General features: G+C 70.8%; 28 protein-coding genes. 16 read left to right on the top strand and 12 right to left on the bottom strand.

Features of this window, described 5'->3' with window-relative positions:
* Positions 1 to 464: hypothetical protein (locus E1286_RS10450; protein ID WP_223189792.1), on the bottom strand; the 464-nt coding region annotated here is incomplete at its 3' end.
* A gap of 139 nt (positions 465 to 603) precedes the next feature.
* Positions 604 to 1539, bottom strand: a complete 936-nt coding sequence (locus tag E1286_RS10445; RefSeq protein ID WP_132611139.1) for a hypothetical protein — start codon at positions 1537 to 1539, stop codon at positions 604 to 606.
* Positions 1540 to 1611: 72 nt separating this feature from the next.
* Here E1286_RS10445 and E1286_RS10440 point away from each other — a divergent pair, with 72 nt between their 5' ends.
* A complete protein-coding gene (locus tag E1286_RS10440) occupies positions 1612 to 1920 on the top strand; it encodes a helix-turn-helix domain-containing protein (protein ID WP_132611137.1) in 309 nt (102 codons plus the stop codon).
* A 192-nt stretch (positions 1921 to 2112) separates the two neighbouring features.
* Here E1286_RS10440 and E1286_RS10435 read toward each other — a convergent pair whose 3' ends face one another.
* Together E1286_RS10435 and E1286_RS10430 are read right to left on the bottom strand one after the other, a co-directional pair.
* The gene (locus E1286_RS10435) at positions 2113 to 2715 is read right to left on the bottom strand and encodes a hypothetical protein (RefSeq protein WP_132611135.1); all 603 of its coding nucleotides are present in this window, start codon (positions 2713 to 2715) and stop codon (positions 2113 to 2115) included.
* A 174-nt stretch (positions 2716 to 2889) separates the two neighbouring features.
* Positions 2890 to 3417, bottom strand: a complete 528-nt coding sequence (locus E1286_RS10430; RefSeq protein WP_132611133.1) for a GNAT family N-acetyltransferase — start codon at positions 3415 to 3417, stop codon at positions 2890 to 2892.
* Between the two features lie 362 nt (positions 3418 to 3779).
* Between E1286_RS10430 and E1286_RS10425 the strand changes: the two genes are divergently transcribed.
* On the top strand, positions 3780 to 4904 hold the full coding sequence (locus tag E1286_RS10425) for an IS30 family transposase (protein WP_425464748.1): 1125 nt from the start codon (positions 3780 to 3782) through the stop codon (positions 4902 to 4904).
* Between the two features lie 235 nt (positions 4905 to 5139).
* Here the strand turns inward: E1286_RS10425 and E1286_RS10420 are convergent, their stop codons facing one another.
* Positions 5140 to 5577 carry an SRPBCC family protein gene (locus E1286_RS10420; RefSeq protein WP_132611129.1) on the bottom strand — a complete coding sequence of 146 codons (438 nt, stop codon included), beginning with the start codon at positions 5575 to 5577 and terminating at the stop codon, positions 5140 to 5142.
* 446 nt (positions 5578 to 6023) lie between these two features.
* On the opposite strand from E1286_RS10420, the gene E1286_RS50080 reads away from it, so the two are divergent.
* Together E1286_RS50080 and E1286_RS10410 are read left to right on the top strand one after the other, a co-directional pair.
* Positions 6024 to 6164: an RNA polymerase sigma factor gene (locus E1286_RS50080; protein WP_246074683.1), complete on the top strand. Its 141-nt coding sequence runs from the start codon at positions 6024 to 6026 to the stop codon at positions 6162 to 6164.
* Entirely contained in the window at positions 6157 to 6363 is a 207-nt protein-coding gene (locus tag E1286_RS10410) for a hypothetical protein (RefSeq protein ID WP_132611127.1), read from the top strand. The genes E1286_RS50080 and E1286_RS10410 overlap by 8 nt, the downstream gene beginning before the upstream one ends.
* Positions 6364 to 6682: 319 nt before the next feature.
* Here the strand turns inward: E1286_RS10410 and E1286_RS10405 are convergent, their stop codons facing one another.
* Complete coding sequence (locus E1286_RS10405; protein WP_132611125.1) at positions 6683 to 7378, bottom strand: CGNR zinc finger domain-containing protein; 696 nt, start codon at positions 7376 to 7378, stop codon at positions 6683 to 6685.
* A 129-nt stretch (positions 7379 to 7507) separates the two neighbouring features.
* Between E1286_RS10405 and E1286_RS10400 the strand changes: the two genes are divergently transcribed.
* From E1286_RS10400 to E1286_RS49160, 3 genes are all read left to right on the top strand, one after another.
* Positions 7508 to 8059, top strand: coding sequence for a carboxymuconolactone decarboxylase family protein (locus tag E1286_RS10400; protein WP_132611123.1), 552 nt, complete (start codon positions 7508 to 7510; stop codon positions 8057 to 8059).
* Positions 8060 to 8194: 135 nt separating this feature from the next.
* Positions 8195 to 8488 carry a hypothetical protein gene (locus tag E1286_RS10395; protein ID WP_132611121.1) on the top strand — a complete coding sequence of 98 codons (294 nt, stop codon included), beginning with the start codon at positions 8195 to 8197 and terminating at the stop codon, positions 8486 to 8488.
* A 9-nt stretch (positions 8489 to 8497) separates the two neighbouring features.
* Positions 8498 to 8797 carry a hypothetical protein gene (locus tag E1286_RS49160; RefSeq protein WP_223189790.1) on the top strand — a complete coding sequence of 100 codons (300 nt, stop codon included), beginning with the start codon at positions 8498 to 8500 and terminating at the stop codon, positions 8795 to 8797.
* Positions 8798 to 8860: 63 nt separating this feature from the next.
* Here the strand turns inward: E1286_RS49160 and E1286_RS10390 are convergent, their stop codons facing one another.
* Positions 8861 to 9454, bottom strand: a complete 594-nt coding sequence (locus tag E1286_RS10390; protein WP_132611119.1) for a TetR/AcrR family transcriptional regulator — start codon at positions 9452 to 9454, stop codon at positions 8861 to 8863.
* Between the two features lie 98 nt (positions 9455 to 9552).
* Between E1286_RS10390 and E1286_RS10385 the strand changes: the two genes are divergently transcribed.
* The 3 genes from E1286_RS10385 to E1286_RS10375 all read left to right on the top strand — a co-directional run bounded on the left by E1286_RS10385 (position 9553) and on the right by E1286_RS10375 (position 11761).
* Positions 9553 to 9990 (top strand): nuclear transport factor 2 family protein, encoded by a 438-nt coding sequence (locus E1286_RS10385; RefSeq protein WP_132611117.1) that lies wholly within the window; start codon positions 9553 to 9555, stop codon positions 9988 to 9990.
* Positions 9983 to 10801: a Rossmann-fold NAD(P)-binding domain-containing protein gene (locus tag E1286_RS10380; protein ID WP_132611115.1), complete on the top strand. Its 819-nt coding sequence runs from the start codon at positions 9983 to 9985 to the stop codon at positions 10799 to 10801. Before E1286_RS10385 ends, E1286_RS10380 begins: the two co-directional genes overlap by 8 nt.
* A gap of 117 nt (positions 10802 to 10918) precedes the next feature.
* Positions 10919 to 11761 carry a MerR family transcriptional regulator gene (locus E1286_RS10375; RefSeq protein WP_132611113.1) on the top strand — a complete coding sequence of 281 codons (843 nt, stop codon included), beginning with the start codon at positions 10919 to 10921 and terminating at the stop codon, positions 11759 to 11761.
* Positions 11762 to 12247: 486 nt separating this feature from the next.
* Here the strand turns inward: E1286_RS10375 and E1286_RS10370 are convergent, their stop codons facing one another.
* Entirely contained in the window at positions 12248 to 12532 is a 285-nt protein-coding gene (locus E1286_RS10370; protein ID WP_132611111.1) for a hypothetical protein, read from the bottom strand.
* 239 nt (positions 12533 to 12771) lie between these two features.
* Here E1286_RS10370 and E1286_RS10365 point away from each other — a divergent pair, with 239 nt between their 5' ends.
* On the top strand, positions 12772 to 13245 hold the full coding sequence (locus E1286_RS10365) for a carboxymuconolactone decarboxylase family protein (protein ID WP_132611109.1): 474 nt from the start codon (positions 12772 to 12774) through the stop codon (positions 13243 to 13245).
* Positions 13246 to 13297: 52 nt separating this feature from the next.
* On the opposite strand, the gene sigJ is transcribed toward E1286_RS10365, so the two are convergent.
* Positions 13298 to 14230, bottom strand: a complete 933-nt coding sequence (sigJ, locus tag E1286_RS10360) for an RNA polymerase sigma factor SigJ (protein ID WP_132611107.1) — start codon at positions 14228 to 14230, stop codon at positions 13298 to 13300.
* Positions 14231 to 14358: 128 nt separating this feature from the next.
* Entirely contained in the window at positions 14359 to 15570 is a 1212-nt protein-coding gene (locus E1286_RS10355) for an MFS transporter (protein WP_132611105.1), read from the bottom strand.
* A 57-nt stretch (positions 15571 to 15627) separates the two neighbouring features.
* Here E1286_RS10355 and E1286_RS10350 point away from each other — a divergent pair, with 57 nt between their 5' ends.
* Positions 15628 to 16134, top strand: a complete 507-nt coding sequence (locus tag E1286_RS10350) for a DinB family protein (RefSeq protein WP_132611103.1) — start codon at positions 15628 to 15630, stop codon at positions 16132 to 16134.
* 34 nt (positions 16135 to 16168) lie between these two features.
* Here E1286_RS10350 and E1286_RS10345 read toward each other — a convergent pair whose 3' ends face one another.
* Positions 16169 to 20215: a discoidin domain-containing protein gene (locus tag E1286_RS10345; protein ID WP_132611101.1), complete on the bottom strand. Its 4047-nt coding sequence runs from the start codon at positions 20213 to 20215 to the stop codon at positions 16169 to 16171.
* 73 nt (positions 20216 to 20288) lie between these two features.
* Entirely contained in the window at positions 20289 to 21245 is a 957-nt protein-coding gene (locus tag E1286_RS10340) for a helix-turn-helix transcriptional regulator (RefSeq protein ID WP_132611099.1), read from the bottom strand.
* A gap of 62 nt (positions 21246 to 21307) precedes the next feature.
* On the opposite strand from E1286_RS10340, the gene E1286_RS10335 reads away from it, so the two are divergent.
* The 4 genes from E1286_RS10335 (at position 21308) to E1286_RS10320 (ending at position 25323) form a co-directional block, all read left to right on the top strand.
* Entirely contained in the window at positions 21308 to 23542 is a 2235-nt protein-coding gene (locus E1286_RS10335; RefSeq protein ID WP_132611097.1) for an ATP-binding cassette domain-containing protein, read from the top strand.
* 69 nt (positions 23543 to 23611) lie between these two features.
* Positions 23612 to 23989 (top strand): hypothetical protein, encoded by a 378-nt coding sequence (locus E1286_RS10330; protein WP_132611095.1) that lies wholly within the window; start codon positions 23612 to 23614, stop codon positions 23987 to 23989.
* A 142-nt stretch (positions 23990 to 24131) separates the two neighbouring features.
* Entirely contained in the window at positions 24132 to 24935 is an 804-nt protein-coding gene (locus E1286_RS10325) for a rod shape-determining protein (RefSeq protein ID WP_132611093.1), read from the top strand.
* Between the two features lie 46 nt (positions 24936 to 24981).
* Positions 24982 to 25323 (top strand): TraR/DksA family transcriptional regulator, encoded by a 342-nt coding sequence (locus tag E1286_RS10320; protein WP_132611091.1) that lies wholly within the window; start codon positions 24982 to 24984, stop codon positions 25321 to 25323.
* Positions 25324 to 25337: the final 14 nt, after the last annotated feature.

Raw genomic sequence — 25337 nt, 5'->3', positions numbered from 1 at the left:
ATGCCGACATCGCCGCGGAAGTGACGGAGGTAGCCCCGGCCTTTGGCCCAGCGCACCGGGGTGAGCACCAGCGCGGTGACGATGTCCTGCAGCAGTTCCCGCTTATGCGAGTGTGCTGGGTCGTCATCCTCCCACGCGGCGGCCAGCGCGTCGGCCTGATGCTGAGGCAGGCGGGCGCGCCGATCGTGGCGGGCCGGATCCAGCACGGTGGTCAGCCGGTCGAAGGCCCGGTAGAAGCGGCGGGAGGAGGCGAGCACCTGGTGGATATCTTCGGGGTTGATGTCGGGCAGGCCGAGCCGGTGGCGTGCGGCGGCGGTCAGACAGAACGCGGCGATCCGCCAGGCCTCGATGAGAGTGGCCTTGCCGGTGTGGTTGATGGACAGCAGCAGGCAGGTCAGCACCGCGGCGATGGGCAGCCCGGGCGGGCCGGGCCTCGGGCCGAGTTCGGCGTCGATCAGCGGCATGATGCCGGAGTCGTCCAGCAGCCGGGCGTAGTGGCTGACGACGGCGTCGGGGATCTGTGCCGTCGCTTGGCGGGCGGCCGGGGTCGGGTGGCTCGGGCTCGGGTGGTGCGCGGCGGCCAGGCGCGTGGCTTCGCCGTACTCAACGGGCCTGTTCGTCGGGCCTGCCGCGCAGCAGCGCGACCGCGGTGGGCTCGTCCAGGGCGGGGACGAAAGGTTGATAGCGGGCCAGCGCGGAGGCGCTCATCCCGGCCGCGGCGGCCACCACGCCCAAGTCGATCCGCGCGCTCAGCAGCTCGACGATCCACGAGGAGCGCAGTCGGCGCACCGACAGGGCGGGCAGGCCGCCGGTCGGCCGGTGGCGGGCCGTCCAGGAGCTGAACAGGTTCTTGGCGTGCCGGGCGGCTCGCCTGGGCCGGAACACGAATCGATCGCCCGGCTGGTCGGCGGCGCGGGCCAGGACGTCCTCCCAGGCGGCGCGGCAGACGATCAACCGCTCTATGCCGGGGACGGTGACCACGATGGCGCCGGAGTCCAGGCGACGCAGATGCCCGGTCCGGACGGCGGCCACCTCCCCAGAGGTCAGACCGCAACCGAAGGCGAGTGCCATCAACGCCAGCGCGTCGTGTCTGGCCTGGCCGGGCAGGCGTTCGGCCCAGCCGCGCAACCGGCTGAGCTGAGCGGGAGAGTAGGGCGGGCTGACCGTCTTGGGGGCTTTCATCGGCGGCGGCGTCTGTTCGCCGCGTTCCAGCCAGGCCAGCGTGGCGCGCATGTGCCGCAGCCAGCTGCGGTAGGTCTGCGCCGAACTCGGGGCCAGGTCGGTGCAGCCGGTCAGGACGAATGCGTCGATCGTCTCGTGCCGCAACCACACTTCCGGGTCATCCGGCAGGCCGGAGCGATGACACCACACGGCCAGCCGGGTGGTCGCGGTGAGCAGCCGTTGCACCCGGTAGGGGGAGCGGTCGGCGCTGGCGGCGACCAGCATGCGCACATGCCCGCCGATGCGCTCCCACTCCGGCGGAGCATTCTGCGGCCGATAGCCGGTGATCGTGGCCGAGGTCACGGGATCGAGCGTCACACCCCATCCATAGCGGCAGGACAAGCAGCCGTTACGCAGAGCGACGACATCCACCGAAAGGAGTGCTTTGTCATGGTCGGAGGACGCGCGCGCTCGGCCGCCCCCCGGGACTTGGCCGAGGACCCGCAGGCCTGGCCCCACGCGGATCTGGCCCGCCATCCCGCCGCCGCCGTCGTCCAGCAGATAGCCGCCAGCCTGGCCGGCATCCTGGCCGAACGCCGTCTGAGCCTGCGCGGCCTGGCCGCAGCCTCCGGTGTCAACCGCCAATCCATCGCTGACCTGCTGGCCGGGCGCTCCTGGCCGGACGTGGCCACCATCGCCCTGCTGGAGACCGCGCTCGCGGTCCGGCTGTGGCCGCAGGACACCCAGGCGCCCCGATGACGACGCCGAGCTGCCTTGAGCAGGACGTCGCGATGACCTCGACGGCATGGTCGAGCCTTCCCTCCGCCGCCCCCGGAAAACCGGACATCCGGGCAGAAGCAGCCGTCATTTGGCTCGACAGCCTCCAAGCGATCACCTATAGCGTTAGCTCAGAAGGCGCGAGCCTTCAAAGAGTTAGATCTACGCGGGTCCTCACGCAACCCGGTGCCGTCGAGCTGCAACTCGGCGGCACCACTTTTTGACCCGGCCGCCAGACCGGCAAGCCGTACTCAGCTCGTGGCGGCGCTCCCTTCTCCGGCGAACCCGTTCACTCCGGCCGCGATCGTGAACAGGCCCTGCTCCCGCTCGGCCAGCCAGCCAGCCATCGTCCACCAGCCGCTTGAGCCGCGCGCGCATCCCCTCCACCTGGCCACGGACATCCTGCTGACCCAGCGCCCGCACCACATCCCGCGCCCGCAGCGGCTTGTCGGAGCTGGCCAGCAACACCACCGCGTCCTTGCGCAACCCCCGCAGGACCGGACGCTCCTGAGGAACCTCCGCCTGCCCGGCAGTTCCCGGGGCGACGTGGCCCGCACCACCATGATCGGCATCGGCAACCTCGTCCAGCCCCGCGTCGGCCGGCTCGTCGTCCGCCTCCAGCGCGGTCAACTCCTCGCGCGCGATGGACAGTCGTTCCAGGCGACGCTGCGCCACGGCCAACCGCTCCTGCAGCTCCTCCATCTGCCTGGACAGCTCAGCGCATTGCTGCCGCGCGGCCTCCTCGGCCCGGCCCAGCTTCGTCAGCAGCGACGTCACCATCGCCTCCCTCGCGGCAGTCCCCGGACCACCGTTATCACTCAACGCATAGCTGCAACTCCACACTGTAGGCGGCAATGGCATCGCTGACCCTGAAGACTGCAAGATGATCTTCGGCGAAAGGACGTCAAGACCGGCACGGGCCACGCAGGCGTATGCCGCTGCGGCCGGTCGTTAAAGAAGACGCTCCATCCACAGCGAACTGATGTACTGACCGTCCTTGACGGCGTACTCGTGGAACGTCCCGACCTCTGTGAAGCCGAACTTCCGATGCAACGCGACCGATGCATCGTTGGGCATGGCGATGCCTACGACGGCCACATGGATCGGCTCATCGGCAATGCTTTCAAACAGCGCCCGATACAGCGACGTTCCCACCCCCAAGCCCCGGCAACTGGCATCGATCGCGACGCTGAGCTCAACCGTCTCCCGGAAGGCATCGTGATCCCGGTAACGCTGACTGCAGGCATAGCCCACCACCCGCCCGTCTCGTCGAGCCACGAGCAGCCGGTAAGGGCCAGCGGAGGAGAACCGTTCGAACCAGGCGCGCCGCTCATCCACCTTGATCGGCCGGGCGTCGAAAGACGCGATCGAATTCGCCGCCACATCGTTGAGGAGGTCGACAATTCTAGGGAGATCACCCTCATCCCCGATCGCGACCTCAACAGGACCTGAACCATCAAGCGTGCGCACATCGTTCATGAGTCACATTCTTATCAAACCGGTCTGCCTCGCCACCGCCGGAGTTCAGCCCGCCCGCACACCATCAACGAGAAGGCGGCGGGAATGCTCTCATCTCTCGCAACTACCGTCTGGGAAACGATCACTTCCCTTCCGGGAAGCGATCTTCTCAGCCCCTCCTGCACACCAGGTCAACCCCATTCGTGAACACCCCACCAGGCACAGTAAGGCCCGTCCGGCTGATCCTTAGGTTCCAATGATCGTTGCAACACCTGATCCATCCAGGGGTTGCAGTGTTCGAGATCCGGCAGGATCGGTCGCCGCAGGGCCGGAAGAAGCTCCACGCTGAGCGCAAGGCATATTTGGATCTTGTGGCTCAGGGAGTGGGTACCGCGGAAGCGTGCCGAATCGTCGGGATCAACCCACGGACGGGGCACCGTTGGCGGCACGGTCGAGCAAGTCAGGCCGGGCGGAAGACAGAGCGACAGCCTCCCGCCCGGCCTACGCCATCCTCGGGCAGGTTCCTGACCCCCGATGAGCGGATCACGATCGCCGATCTGCTCCGGGAGCGCAGGTCGCTGCGGTCGATCGCCGCGGAGATGGGCCGCAGCCCGTCCACGATCAGCCGCGAAGTCCGGCGCAACGCCCATCCCGCATCAGGCGCCTACCGGCCGCACGCCGCCCAGGCCCGCGCCGACGCACGACGTCCCCGGCCCAAGACCGGCAAGATGGGCGCCAATCCGGAGTTGCGGGCCCTGGTCCAGGACATGCTCGACCGCAAGCACAGCCCTGAGCAGATCAGCCGCCGGCTGCGCCGGGATCATCCCGACCGGCCGGAGCTGCACGTGACCCACGAGACCATCTACCAGGCCCTCTACGTCCAAGGCCGTGGCGAGCTACGCCGCGAACTCGCCCGGGCACTGCGCACCGGCCGGACCGTACGCAAACCCCGCCGCACCGGTGGGCAGCGCCAGCCCCGCTTCACCCACCCCATGGTGATGATCAGCGACCGGCCCGCCGAGGTCGAGGACCGGGCCGTGCCCGGCCACTGGGAAGGCGACCTGATCATCGGCGGCGACCAGAAATCCGCGATCGCCACCCTGGTCGAACGCACCACCCGGTACGTCCTGCTCGTCCACCTCGGCCGCAGTCGCACCGCCGAACACGTCGCCGACGCCCTCATCGCCGCCATGAACACCCTGCCCGCCCACCTCAAACGCTCCCTCACCTGGGACCAGGGCTCGGAGATGGGCCTGCACCACCGGTTCAGCATGGCCGCTGACATGCCCGTCTACTTCTGCGACCCCCACTCGCCCTGGCAGCGCGGCAGCAACGAAAACACCAACGGCCTGCTCCGCCAGTACTTCCCCAAAGGCAGCGACCTGGCCGTCCACACCCCCGACGAGCTAGCGGCAGTCGCCGCCGAACTCAACGGCCGCCCACGCAAAACGCTCGGCTGGGATACCCCAGCCGAGCGTCTCGCTAAGCTCCTGGCCGAAGCCAGCTGACAAGCCGTGTTGCAACGACCCCTGGAATCCGCCATCGGACGGGCCTTTGTGCTGCTCAGAGGTGGCCCGCATGCTGGAGAACACCGTGCTCACGGCTGCGTCGGGTGGCCAGGTGCGCCCGTTACGGTGCCTGCCGGCGCACGGCGCGCGCCCGATGCCAAGGGCGACGGGCCGTTCTTCGGCGAGCACACGGGGCTGGAGCTGGCGCCGCTCGGCGGGCATACAGACATCGCGTTCAGTGTTCGAGGAGGTTCGCGAGCCGTTCGAGGCTCTTCTCCATCGCCACCTTGTTCCTGGACGGGAAGCCGAGGAGCGGGAACAGCACGCCGATCTTCGCCGTCGACCAGTCGAAGGTCTCGGTCACCCGGGTCTCCTGCTCGCCGACGGGCTCCAGCTGCCAGCGCCACCGGTGGCCGCCGCCGTGCCGCCAGGCGATGAGCCGTCCGTCCTCGAACTCCACCACCTCGTTCTGGACCTTGTACGTCAGGCTCATCCTCATGTCCATCCCGAACCGGGCGCCCAGACTGAGCCGCTCCGGAGCGTCCGTCTTGGAGGCCACCACGGTTCCCGACCCGTCGATCAGGCTGTGTTTCCGCGGGTCGGCCAGCAGGTCGAAAATCGTGTCACTGTTCGCACGGATGTTCCGCGTGGCCGAGACCTGTCGCTTGTTCATGCTGTTCACTCCCGAAGTCGGACGGCAGGCCCGTAATTCTGACGGAGGAAACAGGCTCAGGCGTCGTCGCGCCCGCACCTCCTCGTCCAGTTGATCATCCCGCCATTTCCCCGGCGGGTCACCCGGCCGCTCCCGTACCGCGCCCGTACGCGTGCGCGACCGGCGGGAAAGCTCGGCCTTGCTGCGGCGAAGGAAGGGCGACGACCGCCGGCAGGAGGGTGAGAGCATGACCACCGAGACGCGCGGGCAGGCGGGTGACGAGGAACGAACCTGATCGCCCGCCACCGGCGCAAGGAGGCACGCCACTACCGGGCGCTGCCCCGGACGAGCGCCGAGCCCGCCGCCGACAGCCACGAGGGCCGGGTGGTCGACTCGGTCACGGCGCAGCGTATGGGTCCCCGCCTGGCGAGGGCGCTGGCCGCGCTCAATCAGGGGAGCGTCACGTGGTGACGCTGGTCTCCCTGGCGGAGCTCACCGACCAGGAGGTGGCCGACGCCCTCGGCATCTCCTACGGAACCGTCGGTTCGCGGCTCAGCCGCGCTCGGAAGATCCTCCAGCTGCCGGCCAAGGAGGACGACCATGGATGACCTGCGCGAGATCCGGACCCTGCTCGCCAAGCCCGACCCCTCTCCCGAGGCGGTCGCCCGGCGGCGCAGGCAACTGCGCTCCAGCATGCACCGCCCCACGCCCCGTCGCCGGACCGACAGCTGTTCGGCGTGGAGGTGGGTGTCGTTCCAGGTGAGTTTGAGGGCTTCCCCCGGCGCAGGAACCGGGATCGGGACGTAGGCAAGTGGGTCTGCAGCCCGCCATGGCGACAGCAGAAAGGCGTGCGACTCCTCCACTCACCATCACGTGTTGTCGGTCTTGCGGGGTGGTTGCCGGAGCGTGGTGGCCACGTTCTTGACGATCAGGTCTTTCTCGATCGCGACGCTGAGTGCTGCTCGCATGCAGTCGCGGGTGTCCGTCGTCGAGGTGGGCGTATGCGGGCAGGGACGAGCGGGGTCAGGTCAGTGGGCGAGTGCCTCATCGAGTGGGCCGACACCCTTCGGCTCCAGCATGGACGCCCTGCGCAGCCTGCTGCCCTGACGTGAGTCTCGGTGGAGGTCTACCTTTGCTCAGCGCGTTCGCCGGCCGGTGCCGGGTCGTCGGGGTGCCTGCGGCTCTGGGTCGTACGGTCGGCGGCGTGGTGTTGGCGGTAGTGGCGGGCCACTCGGGCCCGGTTGCCGCACACCGACCCGCACCATTCCCTGCGGGGATGCGTCTTGAGGAAGTACAGCAGGCAGTTCGGTGCCTGGCAGGCGCGGAGCAGGTCGCGCCGCGGGCCCGCGAACAGCTCGACACCCTGGTGAGCGATCAGGGATACGGCGAGTTCGGCGCGCGGGCCCGGCGCGTGGAACGCTTTGGCCGGCTCGCCGTCCTCCGGCCAGACCAGTTCGGGCCACGCGGGGGCGAGGGCGTTCAGGGTGTCGATCGCGGCCTGCCGCGTGGGGACCGTGGCCAGGCCCAGGGGACGTGAGTCGCCGGTCGCGTCGGCGGCCAGACGGCGCAGGGCGTCGCGCAGGTCGCGCAGCCGCCCGGCGATCCCGTGCAGGTCCGCTTCGTCCAGCTTGGCCGGGTCCAGGGTGCCGCCCGTCTCCGACCGCAGGCGGCCGCCGACCGCGCGCAGCCAGGCGGCCACGGCGTCGTCGTCGGCCAGCGCGTCGTACACGTCGCCGCGGGCCATCCCGGTCGTGTTGCTCAGCTCCACCGGGAGTGGCTCGCCGAGCAGGATCGCGCTCGTCGTGGCCGGTGCGTGTGCCATCTCCGCCTCCCTCGCTGCTAATGGTTCAAGGCTACCTCATCCATTTGACACTCGTACGTACGCGTGGCACTTTCCTAATGAAAGACAGCAATTCCAAGCATTAGAGAACTCTTCGGAGAGGACATATTCATGTCGACGCTTCCCCAGATCGACCCCGCCACCGCGACCGGGGCCGCCGCCGAGGCGCTCACCGACGTTCGCAAGGCCCTCGGATCCGTCCCGAACATGGCCAAGGCCATGGCCAACAGCCCCGCGCTGCTCAAGGGCTGGCTCGCGCTGTCCGGCGCACTCAACGGCGGCGTGCTGCCCGCGGCCGTCAGGCAACGGCTCTCCATCGCCACCGCCGAGTACAACCGCTGCGAGTACTGCCTGTCCGCCCACACCTACCTGGCGGCCCACGTCTCCAAGGTCGACGCCCAGGAGATCGAGCTCGCGCGGGACGCCGAGTCCGCCGACCCGCACACCGCCGCACTCCTGGCGCTGTCGGACGCGATCGCCCGGGGGCGCGGCGTGGTCGACGACGCGGCGCTGAAGGAAGCCAGGGCCGCCGGGGTCACCGACGCCGAGATCGCCGAGGTCGTCGGCAACCTCGCGCTCAACATCCTGACCAACTACTTCAACATCCTCGCGGACGTCGACAACGACTGGCCCGTCGCCGTCGTGCCCAACGAACACGCGTGAAACAGTCGCCCCGCGCGGGTCGCCGTCGCCGCGGGCGATCCATGCGCGGGCCCCCGCAGGTCACACCAAGGCGTGGTAGCCGAAAGAGGGGGCGCCCGGGGGCGGAACGCGGCAGGGAGATTGGTCACAAGGGTCATGAGGTTTTTTCGACGGCCGTGGGACGAGGACCGCGGGGACGAGTACGCGAGTTGGGGGTGGTCGACGTACTACCTGGCCATCGACGACACCGGCACCGCACATGAGCAGGTCATGGTCTATGCCAACGGGGTGGTCCTCGCGTACGACGACGAGCACGACGAGGACCGGTACGGGGGACTGACCTGTGCGGGTCTCGATCTGGAGGAGTTCTCGTCGTTCGAGATCGCGCGGCAGGAGTTCTACGACGCTCTGGCACGGCTCAGGCCCATCAACCGTCACGGTGGTGCGTGACCGGGCCAGGTGGGCGATGCCGGGTGTGCGATCCTCCTCGCTGAGGCACTCACCGTCCTGATCCTTGGCCTTGACGGCCGGGTTCGCCGAGGAACGGCCGGGACGCGTTGCGCCGGCTCGGTGGGAAAGGCGTTCCCTCCTGCTGGTTCGGGGCTTGCGGGATGGGGTGCGGCCCCGCTGATCGATCAGGTCGCTGCGGTCGCGGTCAGGACCGGTAGCCGTGTGAACGCGGGGCTGATCGTGACGATGGGTGCGCCGCCGTACATGCGTGACGAGACGGTGCTCGTCGATCCGAGCGGACAGGTCTGATGGACGTACCCGGTGCCGGGATGGACGCGTTCGAGCCGGGGGCGGCGGTGGGGCGCTCGGGCTCTATGAGGGGTTGGTGAGTGATCGGAGGAGCGCGTCGGTGAGGTTGTCCATGTAGGCAGGGTCGGGTTCGGCGGATCGTACGACCAGTCGCCAGTAGAGGGGGGCGGCCAGCAGGTCGAGTGCGAGCTCCAGGTCGGTGTCCTGGGGCAGTTCGCCGCGGTCGATCGCGCGCTGGAACATGGCCGCGACGCGTTCCCGTTTCGGCATCCCGACCAGGGTCTCGACGGCCTCTCCCAGCTCCGGGTTGCGGGCCACCTCCGCAACCAGGTCGGGCATGATCCGAGAGAACCGGGGGTGTGTCAGCCACTTCATGAGCGTGTCGAGGGCCGCTCGCAGGTCGCCTCGCAGGGAGCCGGTGTCGGGGACGGTGACCTGTTCCATGCTGAACTCGGAGATCACCGAGATCGCCATCTCCTGCTTGGACGACCAGCGGCGATACAACGCGCTCTTGCCCACGCCGGCCCGTTTGGCCACGGCCTCCATCGACAGGCGCGCGTAGCCCTGTTCGGCGAGTTCGTCGAGGACGGCTTCGGTGATGGCCTGGGTGACCGTCGGTTGCAGCACGGCTGCGCCGGTGGGAGTGCGGCGGGTCATGGGAAGAGCTTAGCGATTGGACGGGACGGTGCCGTCTCGTTTAGAGTCCTTCTCGATGGGACGGTACCGTATCGTCCATACGTGAAGGAGTGCACGACATGACCGCTGCTGAACTGGTCAGGCATGCTCTGAAGTTGCTGGTGGCCAAGGACATGGCCGCCTTCGCCGGGCTGTGGGCGGAGGACGGGGTGATCGAGTTTCCCTTCGCGGCGCCGGGATACCCGTCGCGGGTGGAGGGGCGGGCCGCGATTCAGGAGTACATGCGCGACTATCCGGACATCCTCGATGTTCGGCAGATCGTCCAGGAGACCGTGCACCAGAGCGTCGACCCCGAGGTGGCGATCGTCGAGTTCGAGGTGGCCGGGGTCGTGCCACGTACGGGGAAGCCGTATCGGATGCGTTATGTCGCGGTCGTCACCGTGCGGGGCGGCGAGATCCAGCTCTATCGGGACTACTGGAGCCCGCTGGCCGCGGCCGACGTGCTGGGCGGGCTGGAGACGGTGAACCAGGCGTTCGCGGGCGGTGCCCATGAGTGAGGTTCTCGTCGTCGGCGCGACCGGCACGACCGGTTCGCGGGTGGCCGCCTTTTTGCGGGAGCGCGGCGTGCCGGTCCGGCCGGCCTCTCGCAGGGCGGATCTCGCCGGATACGTACGTTTCGACTGGGCGAATCGGGAGACGCACGCACCCGCGTTGTCCGAGGTTCGAGCCGTCTACCTGGTCCCGCCCATCGGGGTGGCCGAGCCGGCTCCGCTGGTCGAGCCGTTCCTGCACGAGGCCGTCCGCCAAGGGGTGCGCCGGGTCGTGCTGCTCGGCTCGTCCGCGGTGCCGGAGAGCACGTCGGGGGTCGGGGCGCTGTACGGCCTGGTCCGTACCGTCATGCCGGAATGGACGGTGTTGCGGCCGTCGTGGTTCATGCAGAACTTCACCGGTGAGTCACTCGCCCTGAGGACCCGCGACGGCGAGGTCATCTCCGCGACGGGCAAGGGCCGGGTGGGGTTCGTCGACGCGGCCGACATCGCGTCCGTCGCCGGGCACGCGCTGACGGCGGAGGTGCCGCACAACACCGAGCACGTGCTGACCGGGCCGGAGACCTTGAGCTACGACGAGGTCGCCGCCCGCCTCACCCGGCACACCCGCAGACCCGTGCGCCACCGGTCCGTCACGGTGGACGAGCTCGCCCGCCACTTCACGCTGCACGGCATCCCCGCTTCCTTCGCCGCCATGCTGGCCGCGCTCGACACCGACATCGGCGGCGGCTCGGAGGACCGGGTCACCGACACCGTCGAACGTGTCACCAGCCGCCCGCCTCGCAGCTTTAGCGAGTTCGCCGAAAGGGAGATGCGCTGAGCGGGAGGTCCCCTGAATGGTGGGTCGTTGAGCGGGAGGTCCCCTGAGAGGAAAGTTCGCTGAGCGGGAGCCGGCGGCCCTTGACCTTCTGGTTGCTGTAAGGCCGACCATGGAGTCATGCTGTCCATCAGCGAATTCAGCGAGATGTGCCGTCTTTCGCCGCAGACGCTGCGGTTCTACCACTCCGAGGGATTGCTCGTCCCGGCCGACGTCAACGAACGGAGCGGCTACCGCTCATACACCTTCGAGCAGGTCGAACAGGCCATGCTCATCACCGTCCTGCGCGGCACGGGGATGAGCGTCAAACTCGTCCGGCGCGCCCTGGACGAACCGGACACCGCACCCGTCCTGCTGCAGCAGCACATCGCGGAGGTGCGGCTTCTGCGGCAGGCCCAGGACGAAGCGATCAGTGACGCGCGCGAGTTCCTCACCTCGTGGCCGCAGGTGCGGCGGCACCATGTCCCCGAGATGACCGTGGTCTCGAAATCGGCGCCCGCCCTCCCGGCCGGCAGCGGCGAGTACGACTGGGACCAGGTCGACGCCGGCACGAACACCACCGTTCACGACGTGATCAAGGCCGTGGAGGCGTGCGGAGCCGTCGTGTCGGGCACCCCGTGGCGGACCTGGGCCACCAAGAGCGCGGAGCAGAAGCGAGCGAACCTCACCATGGAGGGGCCGTACTGGCTGGTGAAGATCCCTGTCACGGCGGACGAGCAGGCGCTCGCGGCCCTGCCCGGCGACCTCGAGGTCCAGAGCTTCGAGGCTCGGGACGAACTGTCGATATTCATCCCGGGCAGAAGCTCGATGGCGAAATTCGGCACGGCCATCTCTCGCCTGCTCACCCATCCCCTCGAGACCGCCTACCTCGACATCTCCCGCATGCGTCAGCTGCTGCACGACGACGGCATCGAAACCGCCGCGCCGCTCTGCGACCTCGACGCGCCTGAAACGACCGACTGACCCGGTGCACCGTGCCCCGGACGCAGGAACACACCGTTCCCGGAGAAAGCGCCGCATGGCAGACCCTGACCCCGAACAGGACCCCGAACAGGACCCGCGCGGCGAGACGCCGGGTGAGGGGATGGGCGTCGGCGAGCGGTTGCGGGTCGACGCCGCTCAAGCGCGCGCTCGACAACAACGTGAGCACGTCACAGTACGGGGCACCTGTCCACGCGTGCGGCCAGTCGACGACCACGACCCGATCCGTGGTCGGCAGGATGTCGACCGGATACAGGTCTCCAAGGACGAGCGTGTCGCCGGCGAACGGCGACACCGCGGCCTCCTCCACCGCGACCAGGACGTCGAAACGGTCCGCCGCCCAGGGCTCCAGCCGATCACGGTGGGGGCCGGCGCGTGCCATCCGCCCACTCGCGGTGGGGCCAGAAGGCTCCCGTCGATGGGCGACGGCGTGAGCAGCGCGGCCAACTCGGCGAGCGTCTCCAGAGCTCAATGCAGCTCGCCGCCGCGCCATGGCTGGGCGGGGAGGCGACCGTCGACCTCCTCGAAGGCCAGGGCGATCCAGTCGCCGTCGTCGTACGTGCCCAGCAGGCGCGGCACTGGTGCCTGCGCGGGGAGCCGCTCGGAGATCGCCTCACGGCGATGGAACGCCGCCACCGCGGGCGCACGCGCCGACTGCGCGGCCTTGACGAACGCAGCCCTGCCGTCGGCCAGACGCACCCGAGCCGCCAACCCCTCGCAGAAGCCGCCCGGCTGACCGGCCGCGGCGATCACCTGGCGCCGAGCAGCCGCTCGACCCCGGCGGCCACCCCGGCGGCCACCCCGGCGCCACCTCGGCGGGCACGGCCGCCCACGCCAGCCTCCGCCCGCCGGTGTCACGCGGCATGTCCACATGACCTCCACCACGTGACTCCGCACCGGCCATGTGCCCTCCGGGCACGCTCTCACGACATCACATTTCGGGGAGCTGTGTCGTCGGTGGGGTGTAACCGTCGACACGACAGGAGATCAGGATGGACGCCCGTCTCAACTACCTCGCGAACCCGGCCACGGGGAAGTTCCTGAAGCACATTCTCGGCGCGGGCAAGGTGCTGCACGAGTCGAGCGTGCCCGCCACGACGCAGGAGCTCGTGGCGCTCCGGGTGAGCCAGATCAACGGCTGCGCCGCCTGCATCGACATGCACACCAAGGAGGCCACGCGGGCGGGGGAGAGCTCCGTACGGCTCAACCTGGTCGTCGCCTGGCGGGAGGCGACGGTCTTCACCGAGGCCGAGCGGGCCGCCCTGGAGCTGGCCGAGGAGGGCACCCGGATCGCCGACGGCGCCGGTGGTGTCAGCGATGAGGTCTGGGCGAACGCCGCCAAGCACTACGACGAGGACGAGCTCGCCGTCCTGGTGGGTCTCATCTCCATGATGAACACCGTCAACCGCCTGAACGTCATCACCCGGCAGCCCGCCGGCGCCTACCAGCCCGGCCAGTTCGGATAACCGATCCGCGTCAGGCCGGATGGGATCGTACCCGGCCTGACGCCCGCGTCAGTTACGCCGTCCAAGGGCGGAGCTTCTCGGGGTTCAGGACCGCCCAGATGTGCTGGATCCGGTCGCCCGCGACGTCGAACGCCAGCACCACGGTGAAGTCGTGCAGCTGGGCCACCAGGCCGGGCTGGCCGTTGACCGTGCGCTCCGTGATCGTCAGGTCGGGCGCCTTGCCGATGGCGCCGGCGAAGAGGCGGGCGAGCCGCTTGGCACCTTCGATCGGGGGGAGCACGGCGCCGGCGAGGCCGCCGCCGTCGGTGACGCCCGTGGCGTCGGGGGCGAGCAGGCCGATGAGGGCGTCGATGTCCTGGGCCTCCCAGGCCCGCTTGAACTCCCTGACGACGCCGGCGCGCTGGGCCGCCGGAGTCGCGGGAGCCTGAGACTCGCGGATGCGGCGGCGGGCCGAGGTGGCCAGCTGGCGGCAGGCGGCCGGCGTACGGCCGACGATCTCGGCGACTTCGGTGAAGGAGTAGCGGAAGACGTCGTGGAGGATGAACGCGACGCGCTGGGCCGGGGTCATGGATTCGAGCACGACGAGGAAGGCCATGTTGATCGACTCGTCGAGGGTGATCCGGTCGGCCGGGTCGATCGCGGCGCCGCCCGACCGCCCGTTGATCCACTCCGTACGTTCCGCGGGCAGCGGCTCAGGGATCCATTCGCCCACGTAGCGCTCGCGCCGGGCCCGGGCCGAGCCGAGCACGTCGAGGCAGATGCGACTGGCGACCTTCGTCAGCCAGGCGCCGGGGGAGTCGATGGCCTGCTGCTGCTGGGGCGACATGGCGTACCAGCGGGCGTACGTCTCCTGCACGACGTCTTCGGCATCGGCCAGGGAGCCGAGGAGCCGGTACGCGACGTTGATCAGCTGATGACGCTCGCTCATGATCGCGCTCAGGCTCGGGTCGAGCCGGTCGTGTGCCGGCTCGGATGGAGTGGTCATGGCGCGCTGGCTCCCTTTGTCGTACTCGCTCTCACCAGTACGACGAGACAGCGCCCCGAAATGTGAGATGGAACGGCCTATCGTAAATCCGTTCCTGCGCCAGCGGGCCCGCTCACGCCGAAGGGCGCTCAGACCGGGGTGTCCGACTTCTCAGCCGTGACAGTCCGCAGGAGCGGGACGGCGGCGGCGAGAGCGGCGAGCGTGGCGACGGCCACCCCGGGGAGCAGCGTCGGGGGCGTGGCGGCCGTCTCCAGCAGCTCGCCCAGTGCGTCGGCCAGCGTGGCGAGCGCCAGGAGGAGGCCGCCGACCCGGCCGAGCAGCCGATCCGGGGTGAGCGCCTGACGGTGGCTGAGCAGGGCGAGGGCGGCGACGGCCGTTCCGGTCATCGGGACGAGTGTGCCGACGACGTACCAGATCGCTCCTCCGGGGGACCCGGACAGCGCGAGCAGCAGCGTGAACGGCTGGCTCACCAGGAGAGCCGCGCAGGCCAGCCGGAAGACGCCGACCCTCCGGTGGAGCAGCACGGCCAGCAGCGCCCCCACGAACGGCACGAGGAGGGCCGACAGGTTGACCACGGAGAAGTAGGAGCCGAGCGGGATCGCCGCCGACTCCGCCGCCACCCGCAACGCCTCGTCCGCCACCTCGTCGGCGAACTCCGCGACCAGCGCCGACACCACGAGGTACAGGGCGATGGCCCGCAGCACCGGGTGGCGCGCGGTGAAGCGGATCGCCTCCGTCATCTCCCACCGCAGCCCCGCGGGGGGCGGCGCCGGCTCCTCGGCGGCGTCGACCGTGCGGAACAACAACGCCGCCAGGGACGCCATCGTCACGGTGAGGATCGGGGCCGTGACATCGACCAGGTCGTCGAGCAGCGACAGGACCGACGCCAGGCAGAGGGCCAGGATCAGCGGCACCACCGACAGCAGGGCGTTCGCGGGAACCAGGCGCTCGCGGCCGGCGATGGAGGGCAGGCAGGCGTCGCGGACGACGGACGCCACCGTTGTCAGCACCCCCATCGTCGTCAGCACCGCGATGGCGTGGCCGTCGCTCTGCGAGCCGAGGGCGTCGGCCGCCAGGACGGAGAGCCCTCCGGCCGCCACCAGGAGAGGAACCACGGTCATCGCGGATCGGCGGCGGGCCCGGTCGATGAGCACGCCGAGGGGCAGCCCGAGCAGCACGAGCGCGAGGGTGGCCGCGCTCCCGCCGATCTCTTTCACTGCGCGGGGGTCAACCTGCATGTGCACGACCAGGTCGAAGTCGGCGAACATGGAGACGATCGACAGGACGGACCAGGCGAGAACGAAGACCAGGAAGCACCGGAACCGTAACGGGGGTGTCATCCGGGCATCCTTTCGATGATCATCTGTTCCTGGCAAAACGACACGAGAGGTGCCGCCATGTCCACGCCCTTATGGCCGGAGGAGCTCGTCAGCACGGGCACGGAACGCGACGTCCTGGAGGCGTTCCTCGACTGTCAGCGCAGGCAGATCGTCGCGAAGGTCGCCGGGGTCCCGGAGGAGGCCGCGCGCCGGCGCATCGTGCCCTCGAAGACCACGCTGGCGGGGCTGGTCAAGCACCTGACCGCGGTGGAGCGGAACTGGTTCCACCGGCAGCTGGCCCAGCGCGATCCCGCCGACATCCCCGGCAACTCGCGAGGCGACGACGAGAGCTGGGAGCTGGGCCCGGACGACACCCTCGACGGCCTCGTCGCCGAGTACGACCGGGTGTGCCAGGAGAGCCGGCGGATCGCGGCGGGGTTCGCGCTCGACGACACGGTGCCGTCCAAGCGGCTCGGTGAGGTGTCGCTGCGGTGGATCTACGCCCACATGATCGAGGAGACGGCGCAGCACGCCGGCCACGCCGACATCCTGCGCGAGCTCACCGACGGCGCGACCGGGCTGTAGCGGGCCCGGGGCCGGAAACGGCCCCGGGCCTGGTTCACGGGCGCGATTGGGTGCGGGGGACGTTGTAGCCGTCCACGCGGACGACCGGTTTGCCGGAAGGCAGGGCGTCGGCCGGCCAGGAGAGGGCGAAGGCGCGCGACTCGCCCGGCAGCAGCCAGACGTAGTTGTCGCTGTACAGCGTCGGCAGGACGCGCTCGCCGGTCCTGGCGTCCAGCAGCGACAGGCGGACCATCGCGGCGACCGCCTGGCCGCGGTTGCGGAGCTCGGCGGTGAGCGTGTGCCGCGTCCCCGACCTGGTCACCTTGCCCGCGTCGACGGAGAGCGCGGTCCGCTGGAGGTCGTTGAGCGCCCGCAGGTCGGACGGCTCCCGGTAACGCCAGTAGTCGTTCCTGGACAGCGGCTCGCCCCTGCCGTCCTCCAGGGTCAGGCGGAGGAGGTGGACGTCGGGCAGGTCGTCGGTCCAGCCGGCGGTGAACGCCTCGGCCGTCGCGGAGGGGGCGACGTCCACCGACTTCCGCTGGGCCGGGCCGAGCGGCCGTCCGAGGAGGTCGAAGGCGCGCGCCGTCACCGTCACGTCCTTGAGCGCCCGGGGGGTGTGGTTGACGGCGACGACCCGCCAGTCGTCGAGGCCGGCCTGCACGTGGACGGGTTCGCACGCGGCGCGGGCCCCGTAGTACATGCCGTTGACGTCGAAGTCGTAGTCGTACGTCTGCCACACAGTGCTGTGCCAGGCGGGATGGGACATCCAGAGCATCAGGCCCGTGGCGTCCTCCCACAGGTGGGCGTTCCACGCCTCGAACATGGCGCGGCCGTTCTCGTAGTTGACGAACTGCGCCTTGCGCGCGAAGTCGTCGAGGTCCGCGGCGGGCCCGAGGCGGGTCTCGATTGCCGCCTGGTAGTTCTGCGGCGCCTGGTTCCCCCTCGTGCTCCAGTCGTGGTAGTACCAGACGCCGCCGATCGGCCACTCGGGCTGGTCGCCGGCGAGTTCGCGCATGCTCTCGGCCGTGGACACCACCGGCATGCCGATCTCGGTGTGGAATCCGAAGCTCTGGCTGCCGTACGTCGTGGGCGAGTAGTAGCGCTGCGGCTCGACCCAGCCGTACGGGCCGCCGCCGGTGACGATGCCGCCGGCCGAGTTGTTCTGGTACAGGATGCCCGGGGCCTGCGACTCGACGGCGTCGCGCATGCCGGCGTCGATGGCGGCGGGCGGGTTGCCCTCGTTCGCGCCGCACCAGACCACCACGCACGGGTGGATGCGGTAGCGCCGGACGGTGTCCGCGGCCAGGTCGTTGAACGCCTGGTGGTCCGGCGGGTCCATCGCCCAGGCGTTCGGGAAGTCGTTCCACACCAGCAGGCCGTGCTCGTCGCAGGCGGCGTAGAACTCCTCGCGGGTGCTGCTGCCGACCCAGTTGCGGATCATGGTGAAGTTCATGTCGCGATGCATGCGCGCCGCCGCGTCCATCCGGCCGGCGGGCATCCGGCGCAGCAGCTCGTCCCATCCCCAGTTGCCGCCGCGGGCGAAGACGCGCACGCCGTTGACGCTGATCTTCAGCGGTTCCGGGGTGTTGTCGACGGACTTCACGTCCGTCCACGTGGAGCCGTCGTCGGAAACTTGGATCGTGTACGTCTTCGGGTAGGCCGACTCCCAGACGAGGACCACCCGGTCGAAGGAGACGGGGGAGCCGAGGTCCACCTGGATCCACTGGCCGTCCTCGTAGGCCGAGCCCCAGCGCGTGCCGGGGTCGCCGTCCGTCGCGTGGGCGGCCGGGTGGGACGACTCCTCCGTCGAGGCGGTGGCCGTCTTGCGCAGGGCCAGGTCGGTCGAGGGGGAGGCGCTGTCGATCACGGAGAGGGTCCACAGCGAGTTGCCCCAGCTCGTCGCCCGGGCGCCGCCGGTGATGCGGACGTAGCGGGCGGTGCGGGCGGGGAAGTCCACGCTCTGCAGGCTCGCGTCGCCCCGGTTGAACGGCAGCGGTACGGCGGAGTTGTCCACCGTCCTGACGTCCCGCCACGTCGCGTCGTCGTCGGACACCTGCACCACGTAGGTCTTGGCGTACGCCTGCTCCCAGGTCAGGTCGATCCGGTCGAACGAGACCACCGAGCCCAGGTCCACCCGGATCCACTGGTCGTCGGCGAACTCGGAGGACCAGCGGGTGCCCGGGTCGCCGTCGGTGACGTTCTCCGGCCGATTGCCCGGATCGTCCGCGGAGGACGCGGTGGCGGGCCGGCGCAGGGCCAGGTCGGTGCCCGGCGCGGCGCTGTCGACGACCGACAGGCTCCACAGGGAGCTGCCCCAGGAGGTGGCGCGGGTCAGGCACCTGACGCGGACGTACCGGGCCCGCTGCGGGCCCAGGTCCACCTTCTGCGTGTACGAGTCGGCGCCGCCGCCGAAGGGCAGCGGCACGTCGTGCTCGTAGCCGAACTGGCGGATGCCGAAGCGGGCGGTGCGCCGGTCGCTCTCCCGGCCGTCGATGGAGGCGAGCAGGGTGAGGTCGTGCAGGGCCGGCTCGCCGTACCCGTTGGGCCACCACAGCTCTGGGTCGCGCAGGCGCAGCCTGTCGTAGACGTCGGGAGCGAACGTGACGTCGGCCGTCCCGCCCGCGGGCACGGCGACCGTCTGGGAGACGTGCACGCCGCCGAATGCCGCCTCGACGGTGACCTGCCGGTCCTCGGCGCCGGCGTTGCGGACCGGGACCACGATCGTCACGTCGGCACGGCTGGTGTCCGGCAGGTCGGGCAGCCGGGTGTCCACCCAGGGGTCGCCGACGACGGCGTCGCCGGTGGAGCGGAGCCGTACGTGGTTCCAGATGCCGGAGACGCGGTCGCGGACCGCCGGCATCCAGTCCCAGCCCGAGGCGGCGAGGTACGTCGGCGAGTTGCGGTTCATCATGGTCGCGCCGGCGTCCACGAAGGCCAGCCCCTCAGGGCCCTTGTCGCCGGGGCTGCCGGGGTAGGGCATCGGCGAGACGTGTACGGCCAGCGCCTGCTCGCCCTCGGCGGCCAGCAGGTCCGTGATGTCGTGGGCGGAGCGGCCGAAGGGGTAGGTCAGGTCGCCCACCCGCCGGCCGTTGAGCCAGATCTCCGCCTGGTGATTGATCCCGTCGAACTCCAGCCAGACGCGGCGTCCCGGCCCGCTGCGCAGGCCGCGCGGCAGGACGAAGCCGCGCCGGTACCACCACGAGTGACGCGACAACGCCTCGGGGACGCGCAGGTTGTTGAAGCCCTGCACCGGGTCGGGCAGATGTCCCTGCTCGACCAGTGCGGCCAGCACGGTGCCGGGCACGACGGCGGGCAGCCAGGAGCCGGTGTCCACCCCGGGCCGCGACAGGGCGGCTCCGTCGCCGCCGGCCCAGTCGTCCATGGTGAGCGTCCAGCCCGACTCCAGCGGCACCGTCCCGTCGGCGGCGACCGCCAGTTCCGGCGCCTTGTGCCGGTGGGTTCCCCAGTCGGTCCAGCCGGTGGCCGCCGGGCGGTGGCCCCTGGCGGTGCCGTACACCTGGAAGCCGTTGAGGCCGAGGGGGTTGGCGTTGGAGCGCTTGTGCACGGTCATCCGCACCCAGCGGGCGACGGCGGGCTGCTCCAGGCCGATGTCCATGACGCCGCCGGTGCCGGAGCTCGTGCGGTGGACGGCGGTCCACGAGCGGTTGTCGCGGGAGGTCTCGATGACGAAGTCGACGGCGCAGCTCGACAGGATCTCCTGGCCGGTCGTGCTGTCACGCGGGTTGCCGCTCGTGGAGGGGACGAAGACGGGGTCGTCCACCGTGGCCTCGAAGACCAGGCGCAGGGCGGTGATCTCGCATTCGCCCTGGAGGTCCACGGAGATCCACTGAGGGTCGCCGGCGGCGGCCCGCCAACCGGTGCCCCGTACCCCGACGGTGCTGATCCTGTCCACCGCGAACTCGCCCGGAGTGGGCGCGTAGTCGGTGGACGACACGGTGACGGGGCGGTGGACGGCCAGTTCTTCCTGGCCGGGGGTGCGGCCGGCCGCCCGGGCCGGCGAAGGGGAGATGCCCAGGCCGAACCCGGCGAGGAGGGTCGCGCCGGAGGCGATGACCGACCGGCGTGAGAGCTGATGCGACATGGAGTGCGGAGTCCAATCCTTGCTGACAACGTTGTCATAGTTCAGCACTCAGCCGATCATGGCAAGAGGGAAGTCACTCGCACGCGGCGAGGAGGCGGCGGGCGAAGGCGGCGCAGGCCGCGCGGAAGTCGTCGGGCTCGCTGATCGAGAAGTCGGCGTCCAGGAACGCGAGGTTGAGCACGAGCCACTCCCAGGAGTCGAGCCAGACGTCGACGCCGGTCTCCCGGTCGGCCACCCGCTCGATCCGGGCGTCCTGGTACTTCAGCGCGTCCGCGACCTCGTCCGGCTCGGCCCGCACGGTGAGCCGGACGCGGCGGCGCTCGGCGTTCAGGCCCTGGCGGAGGTAGGCGAGGGCCGTGTCGGCCGGCAGCGTGCGCGAGGAGTGGCGGACGCCGGTGCGCACGAGGTCGCCGACGCGGTCGAGGCGGAACACCCGCCAGTCGTCGCGGTCGAGATCCCAGCCCAGCAGATACCAGCGCAGGCGCAGGTGGACCTGGCGGTGCGGCTCCACCCGGCGCCGGAGCGCGTTGCCGCGCCTGTCCGTGTAGTCGAACGACACGATCTCCTGGGCACTGATCGCCTCGGCGAGGTCGGCCAGCGCCTGCGGGTTCACGCTGGGCGCGCGTTGCCGGTCGGTCTCCAGGCTGGCGCGCAGCGCGGCGGCCCGCGGCCGCAGGCGCGCCGGGAGGAACTGGTCGAGTTTGCCGTACGCGCGGGTGGCCGCGTCGTCGAGGGTCCCCTCCTCGTCGGAACGCGCGGAGGCGAGCGTGGCCAGGCCGAGCAGCGCCGCGATCGCCTCGTCGTCGTCGAGCACGAGCGGGGGCATCGTCCGGCCCGCCACCAGCCGGTAGTAGCCGCCGGGCCCCGGCTGGGTCTCGACCGGGTAGCCGTAGCCCCGCAGGCGTTCGACGTCGCGGCGGACGGTCCGCGGGCTCACCGCCAGCCGGGAGGCCAGCTCCTCCCCGCTGAACGGCCGGCCCGTCTGGAGGGTGGACAGCAGGGCGAGCATGCGTTCGGTGACATCGGCCATGTCTCCATGATGCGCAGAGATGCGGTCAGGATCCGGCCACATCTCGTCGTACGTTCGGGAGCATGAACCGCAGCATCCGCATCAGGGGCGCCCGTACGAACAACCTCCGCGGCCTGGACGTGGAGATCCCCCGCAACCGGCTCGTGGTGTTCGCGGGCCTGTCGGGGTCGGGCAAGTCGTCGCTGGTCTTCGACACGATCGCGGCGGAGGCGGGTTACCAGCTCAACGACACTTTCCCGCCGTTCGTCAGGAACCGGCTGCCGAAGTGGTCGCGTCCTGACGTGGAGCACATCGAGGGGCTCTCGCCGGTGGTCGTGATCGACCAGCGGCGCATCGGCGGCAACGCCCGCTCCACGGTCGGCACGGTCACCGACGCCTGGACGTACCTGCGGCTGCTGTACTCCCGGATCGGCGAGCCCCACGTGGGCGAGTCCAACCATTTCTCCTTCAACGACCCGGCCGGGATGTGCCCGACGTGCTCGGGGCTCGGCGATGTCGTGGCCCCGGCCGTCGACAGGTTCCTCGACCTGGACAGGTCGCTCAAGCAGGGCGCGATCCTGCTGCCGGGCTTCGGCGACGGAGGCTACTGGTACTCCCAGTACGCCGACATCGGCACCTTCAGCCCCGACACGCCGCTGCACGAATGGAGCCAGGAGGAGCGGGACGCCCTGCTCCACGGCGGCACGGCGGCGGCGCGGCTGGGGCGCAGGCCGCCCAAGGACTACGAGGGCGTCGTCGAGCGATTCGTACGCATCTACCTGCACACCTCCGACAACGTCTCCGAACGCAAGCAGGAGACGATCCGCCGGTTCACCAGGTCGCAGGTGTGCCCGGACTGCCGTGGAGACCGGCTCAACGAGCGCTCCCGCTCCGCCACCGTGCTGGGGCGCACGATCGGCGAGATGTCGCGCATGGAGGTCACCGAGCTCGCCGCGCTCGTCCGGGGCATCGACGCGCCACGGGTCGCCCCCGTGGTGGGCGCGCTGGTCGCCAGGCTCGACGCCATGGACGCCATCGGGCTCGGCTACCTCACCCTGGCGCGGGCGACCACGACGCTGTCGGGCGGCGAGTCGCAGCGCGTCAAGATCGTGAAACGGCTCGGCTCCAGCCTCACCGAGATGATCTACGTGTTCGACGAGCCCACCGTCGGGCTGCACGCCACCGACGTCGAATCCGTGACCCGGCTGCTGCGGCGGCTGTGCGACAGCGGCAACAGCGTCCTCGTCGTCGAGCACGACCCGGCCGTGATGGCCGTCGCCGACCAGGTCATCGAGATCGGCCCCGGCGCCGGGGCCGACGGGGGGCGGCTGGTCTTCCAGGGCGGCTTCGAGGAGCTGCGGCGCGCCCGCACCCACACCGGCCGCGTGCTCGCCCGGCCAGGACGCGCCGCGCGGACCCCGCGTACGGCGAAGGGGGCGATCAGGATCGCCGAGGCGAGCCGCAACAACCTGCGGCGCGTCACCGTGGACGTGCCCGTAGGGGTGATGACCGTCCTGACCGGCGTCGCGGGGTCGGGTAAGTCGAGTCTCGCCGCCGAGCTGGTCGAGCAGCACGACGTCACCGTCATCGACCAGCGGCCGGTCAGCACCAACCGCCGGTCCACGCCCATCACCTACACCGGCATCGCGCCGGCCGTCAGGAAGGTGTTCGCCCGGCGCAACGGCGTCCCGGCCGCCCTGTTCAGCGCGAACTCGGAAGGGGCCTGCCCGGAGTGCGCCGGCCTCGGCATCGTCCACACCGACCTGGCGTTCATGGACGGGCAGGAGGTCGTCTGCGAAGCCTGCCAGGGGCGGCGCTTCACGCCCGAGGTGCTCGCGTACACCGTCGAGGGCCTGTCCATCGCCGACATCGACGCGCTCTCCGTGGACGAGGCCAGGCGGCGGCTGCCCGATCAGGGCATCGCCGCGGCGCTGCGCCACCTGTCGGAGGTCGGCCTCGGCTATCTGCGGCTCGGCCAGTCGCTCACCACGCTCTCCGGAGGCGAGTGCCAGCGCCTGAAGATCGCCAAGGAGCTGCGCGACAGTGAACAACCCACCACGTACCTGCTGGACGAGCCCACCACGGGCCTGCACCCGAGCGACATCGGCACCCTGCTCCACGTGCTGGACACGCTGGTCGAGCAGGGGCACACCGTGGTGGTGATCGAGCACGACCTCGACGTCGTACGCCACGCCGACTGGCTCGTCGACCTGGGGCCTGGGCCGGGCAAACACGGCGGGACGATCCTGTATGAGGGGCCCGTCGCCGCGTACACGCCGGACAAGGGCACCCCGACGGCCCGGGCCCTGCGGCGTTGACCGTCGAGGGACGCGCGCCGGAAACGGGCAGGCATGCCTTTTCCCTAGGTCTGGGTTATGGTCGGGCCTATGGCGGGGTCGTGGAGAACACCACGAGGGTCCATCGCGTTCACCGGCGCGATGGGCCTCATTCTGCTGTCCCTGCTCCTGTTCGGCCTCTCCCCGGTGTGGAACGACGCAGCTCCGGCCCACCCGGCGGGCACCTCTTCGAGCCCGGCCTGGACCGCGGGTGCGTCCGACGCGGGCCTGACGAGCCTGCCGCCGCAGGCCACCAGCGTCCGCGAGCACCACGTGCTGTCGTTGTGGCCGCCGCTGCGCGGTGACCGGCAGGGCGAGCACGCCCATCTGGCGCTGCTGACCTCCCCGGGTGCCGACACGGACGCGATCCGCGATCCCCAGCAACTCGGGCATCGCACGGCGGGCTCGCGCAGCCCGCCGCTCACCTAGCCGACGCCTTCACCTCCGCGACGCCTCCGGCCTGCGTGCCGTGAGGCCTGGCCGTGCGTGCCCACGGCCATGGACGTCGCCGCGGGCGCCCCTGCCCGGAAAGGGGCGGCCCGCTCTCACCGGCGCAAGCTAGGAGCCGATCATGGCCGATTTCAGATCAGTGCTGTACGACCAGCTCGCCGCCGCCCCGCCGCACGCGGCCGTGCTGCCCGGCGGGCTGGTGGCGCTCGACCTCGGGACCGCGCGCACCCGCTCGCTGTCGTCCGACGGGAACGCCATCGTCGAACGACCCTCGGCGGTCGGCGGAACGGACCCGGTGCGTCCCCTCCGCCACGGCATGGTCGCCGACCCGGCGGCCTGCCTGCGGCTGGTGCGCCTGGCGCTGCGCGACACCGGGGTGGCCGGCGGCCGGGCGCTCGAACGCGTGCTGGCCGGGGTGCCGGTCGCGGCGACGCGCAGCGACCGCCGGGCCGTGCGCGCCGCGGTGTCCGAGGCCGCCGGGTGCGCGGTGACGCTGGTGGACGAGCCGCTGGCCGCGGCCGTCGGCGCCGGCCTGGACGTCACCGCGCCCTGCCTGCTGCTGGACGTGGGCGCCGGCGTCGTCGAGGCCGCCGCCATCCGTGACGGCGTCATCGCCGACGCCGCCGCGCTCCAGCTGGAGGTCACCACCCGCGCCGGGCTGCCGCCGTACGCGCTGGAGGGCGTCGTCGAGATGACCGCCGGGCTGGTGCGCCGGCTGCCCGAGCACCTGCGACCGGCGGTGCGTGCGCGCGGGCTGGTCGTCACCGGTGGCGGCGCCCGGCAGGCGGAGCTGTTGCGCCGTCTGCACGCCGCGCTGCGCGTGCGGGTCGAAGCGGCGCAAGAGCCGCAGTACGCCACCGTCCGCGGCCTGATGCGCCTGTGCCTGCTGCCGGACCCGGCGGCCGGCGTCGCGCTCGGCCGTTGAGCTGCCACGTCAGCGTCTTCATCCCTTCCAGAAAGGACGTTTCACCATGACCGAGACCAGGGGAACCTCGCACCTCAGCAGCGTGCAGCTGCAGACGCTACGGCAGGACCTGCAGGAGCAGCTGGAGCGCCGCAGCCGTCACGTGCTCGGCCTGCGCGCCGAGGCGGAGGACGGCAGCGGGGCCGACGACACCTGGCAGGAACTGCTCGTCACGCTCACCGCCGCCGACCGCGCCATCGCCGAGCTCACCCAGGCGCTGGAGCGGATCGAGGCGGGCACGTACGGCCGCTGCGCCCGCTGCGAGGCCGGCATCCCGTTCGAACGGCTCAAGATCCGGCCGCTGGCCCGCTACTGCATCGGCTGCCAGCGCCACGCCGAAGCCGCCTAGCGGAGTCCACGGGG

This window comes from Nonomuraea terrae (assembly GCF_004348995.1).
Lineage (GTDB): Bacteria > Actinomycetota > Actinomycetes > Streptosporangiales > Streptosporangiaceae > Nonomuraea > Nonomuraea terrae.
The sequence above is the reverse complement of the archived record's forward strand: the minus strand, read 5'-3'. Positions and strand labels throughout refer to the sequence as shown.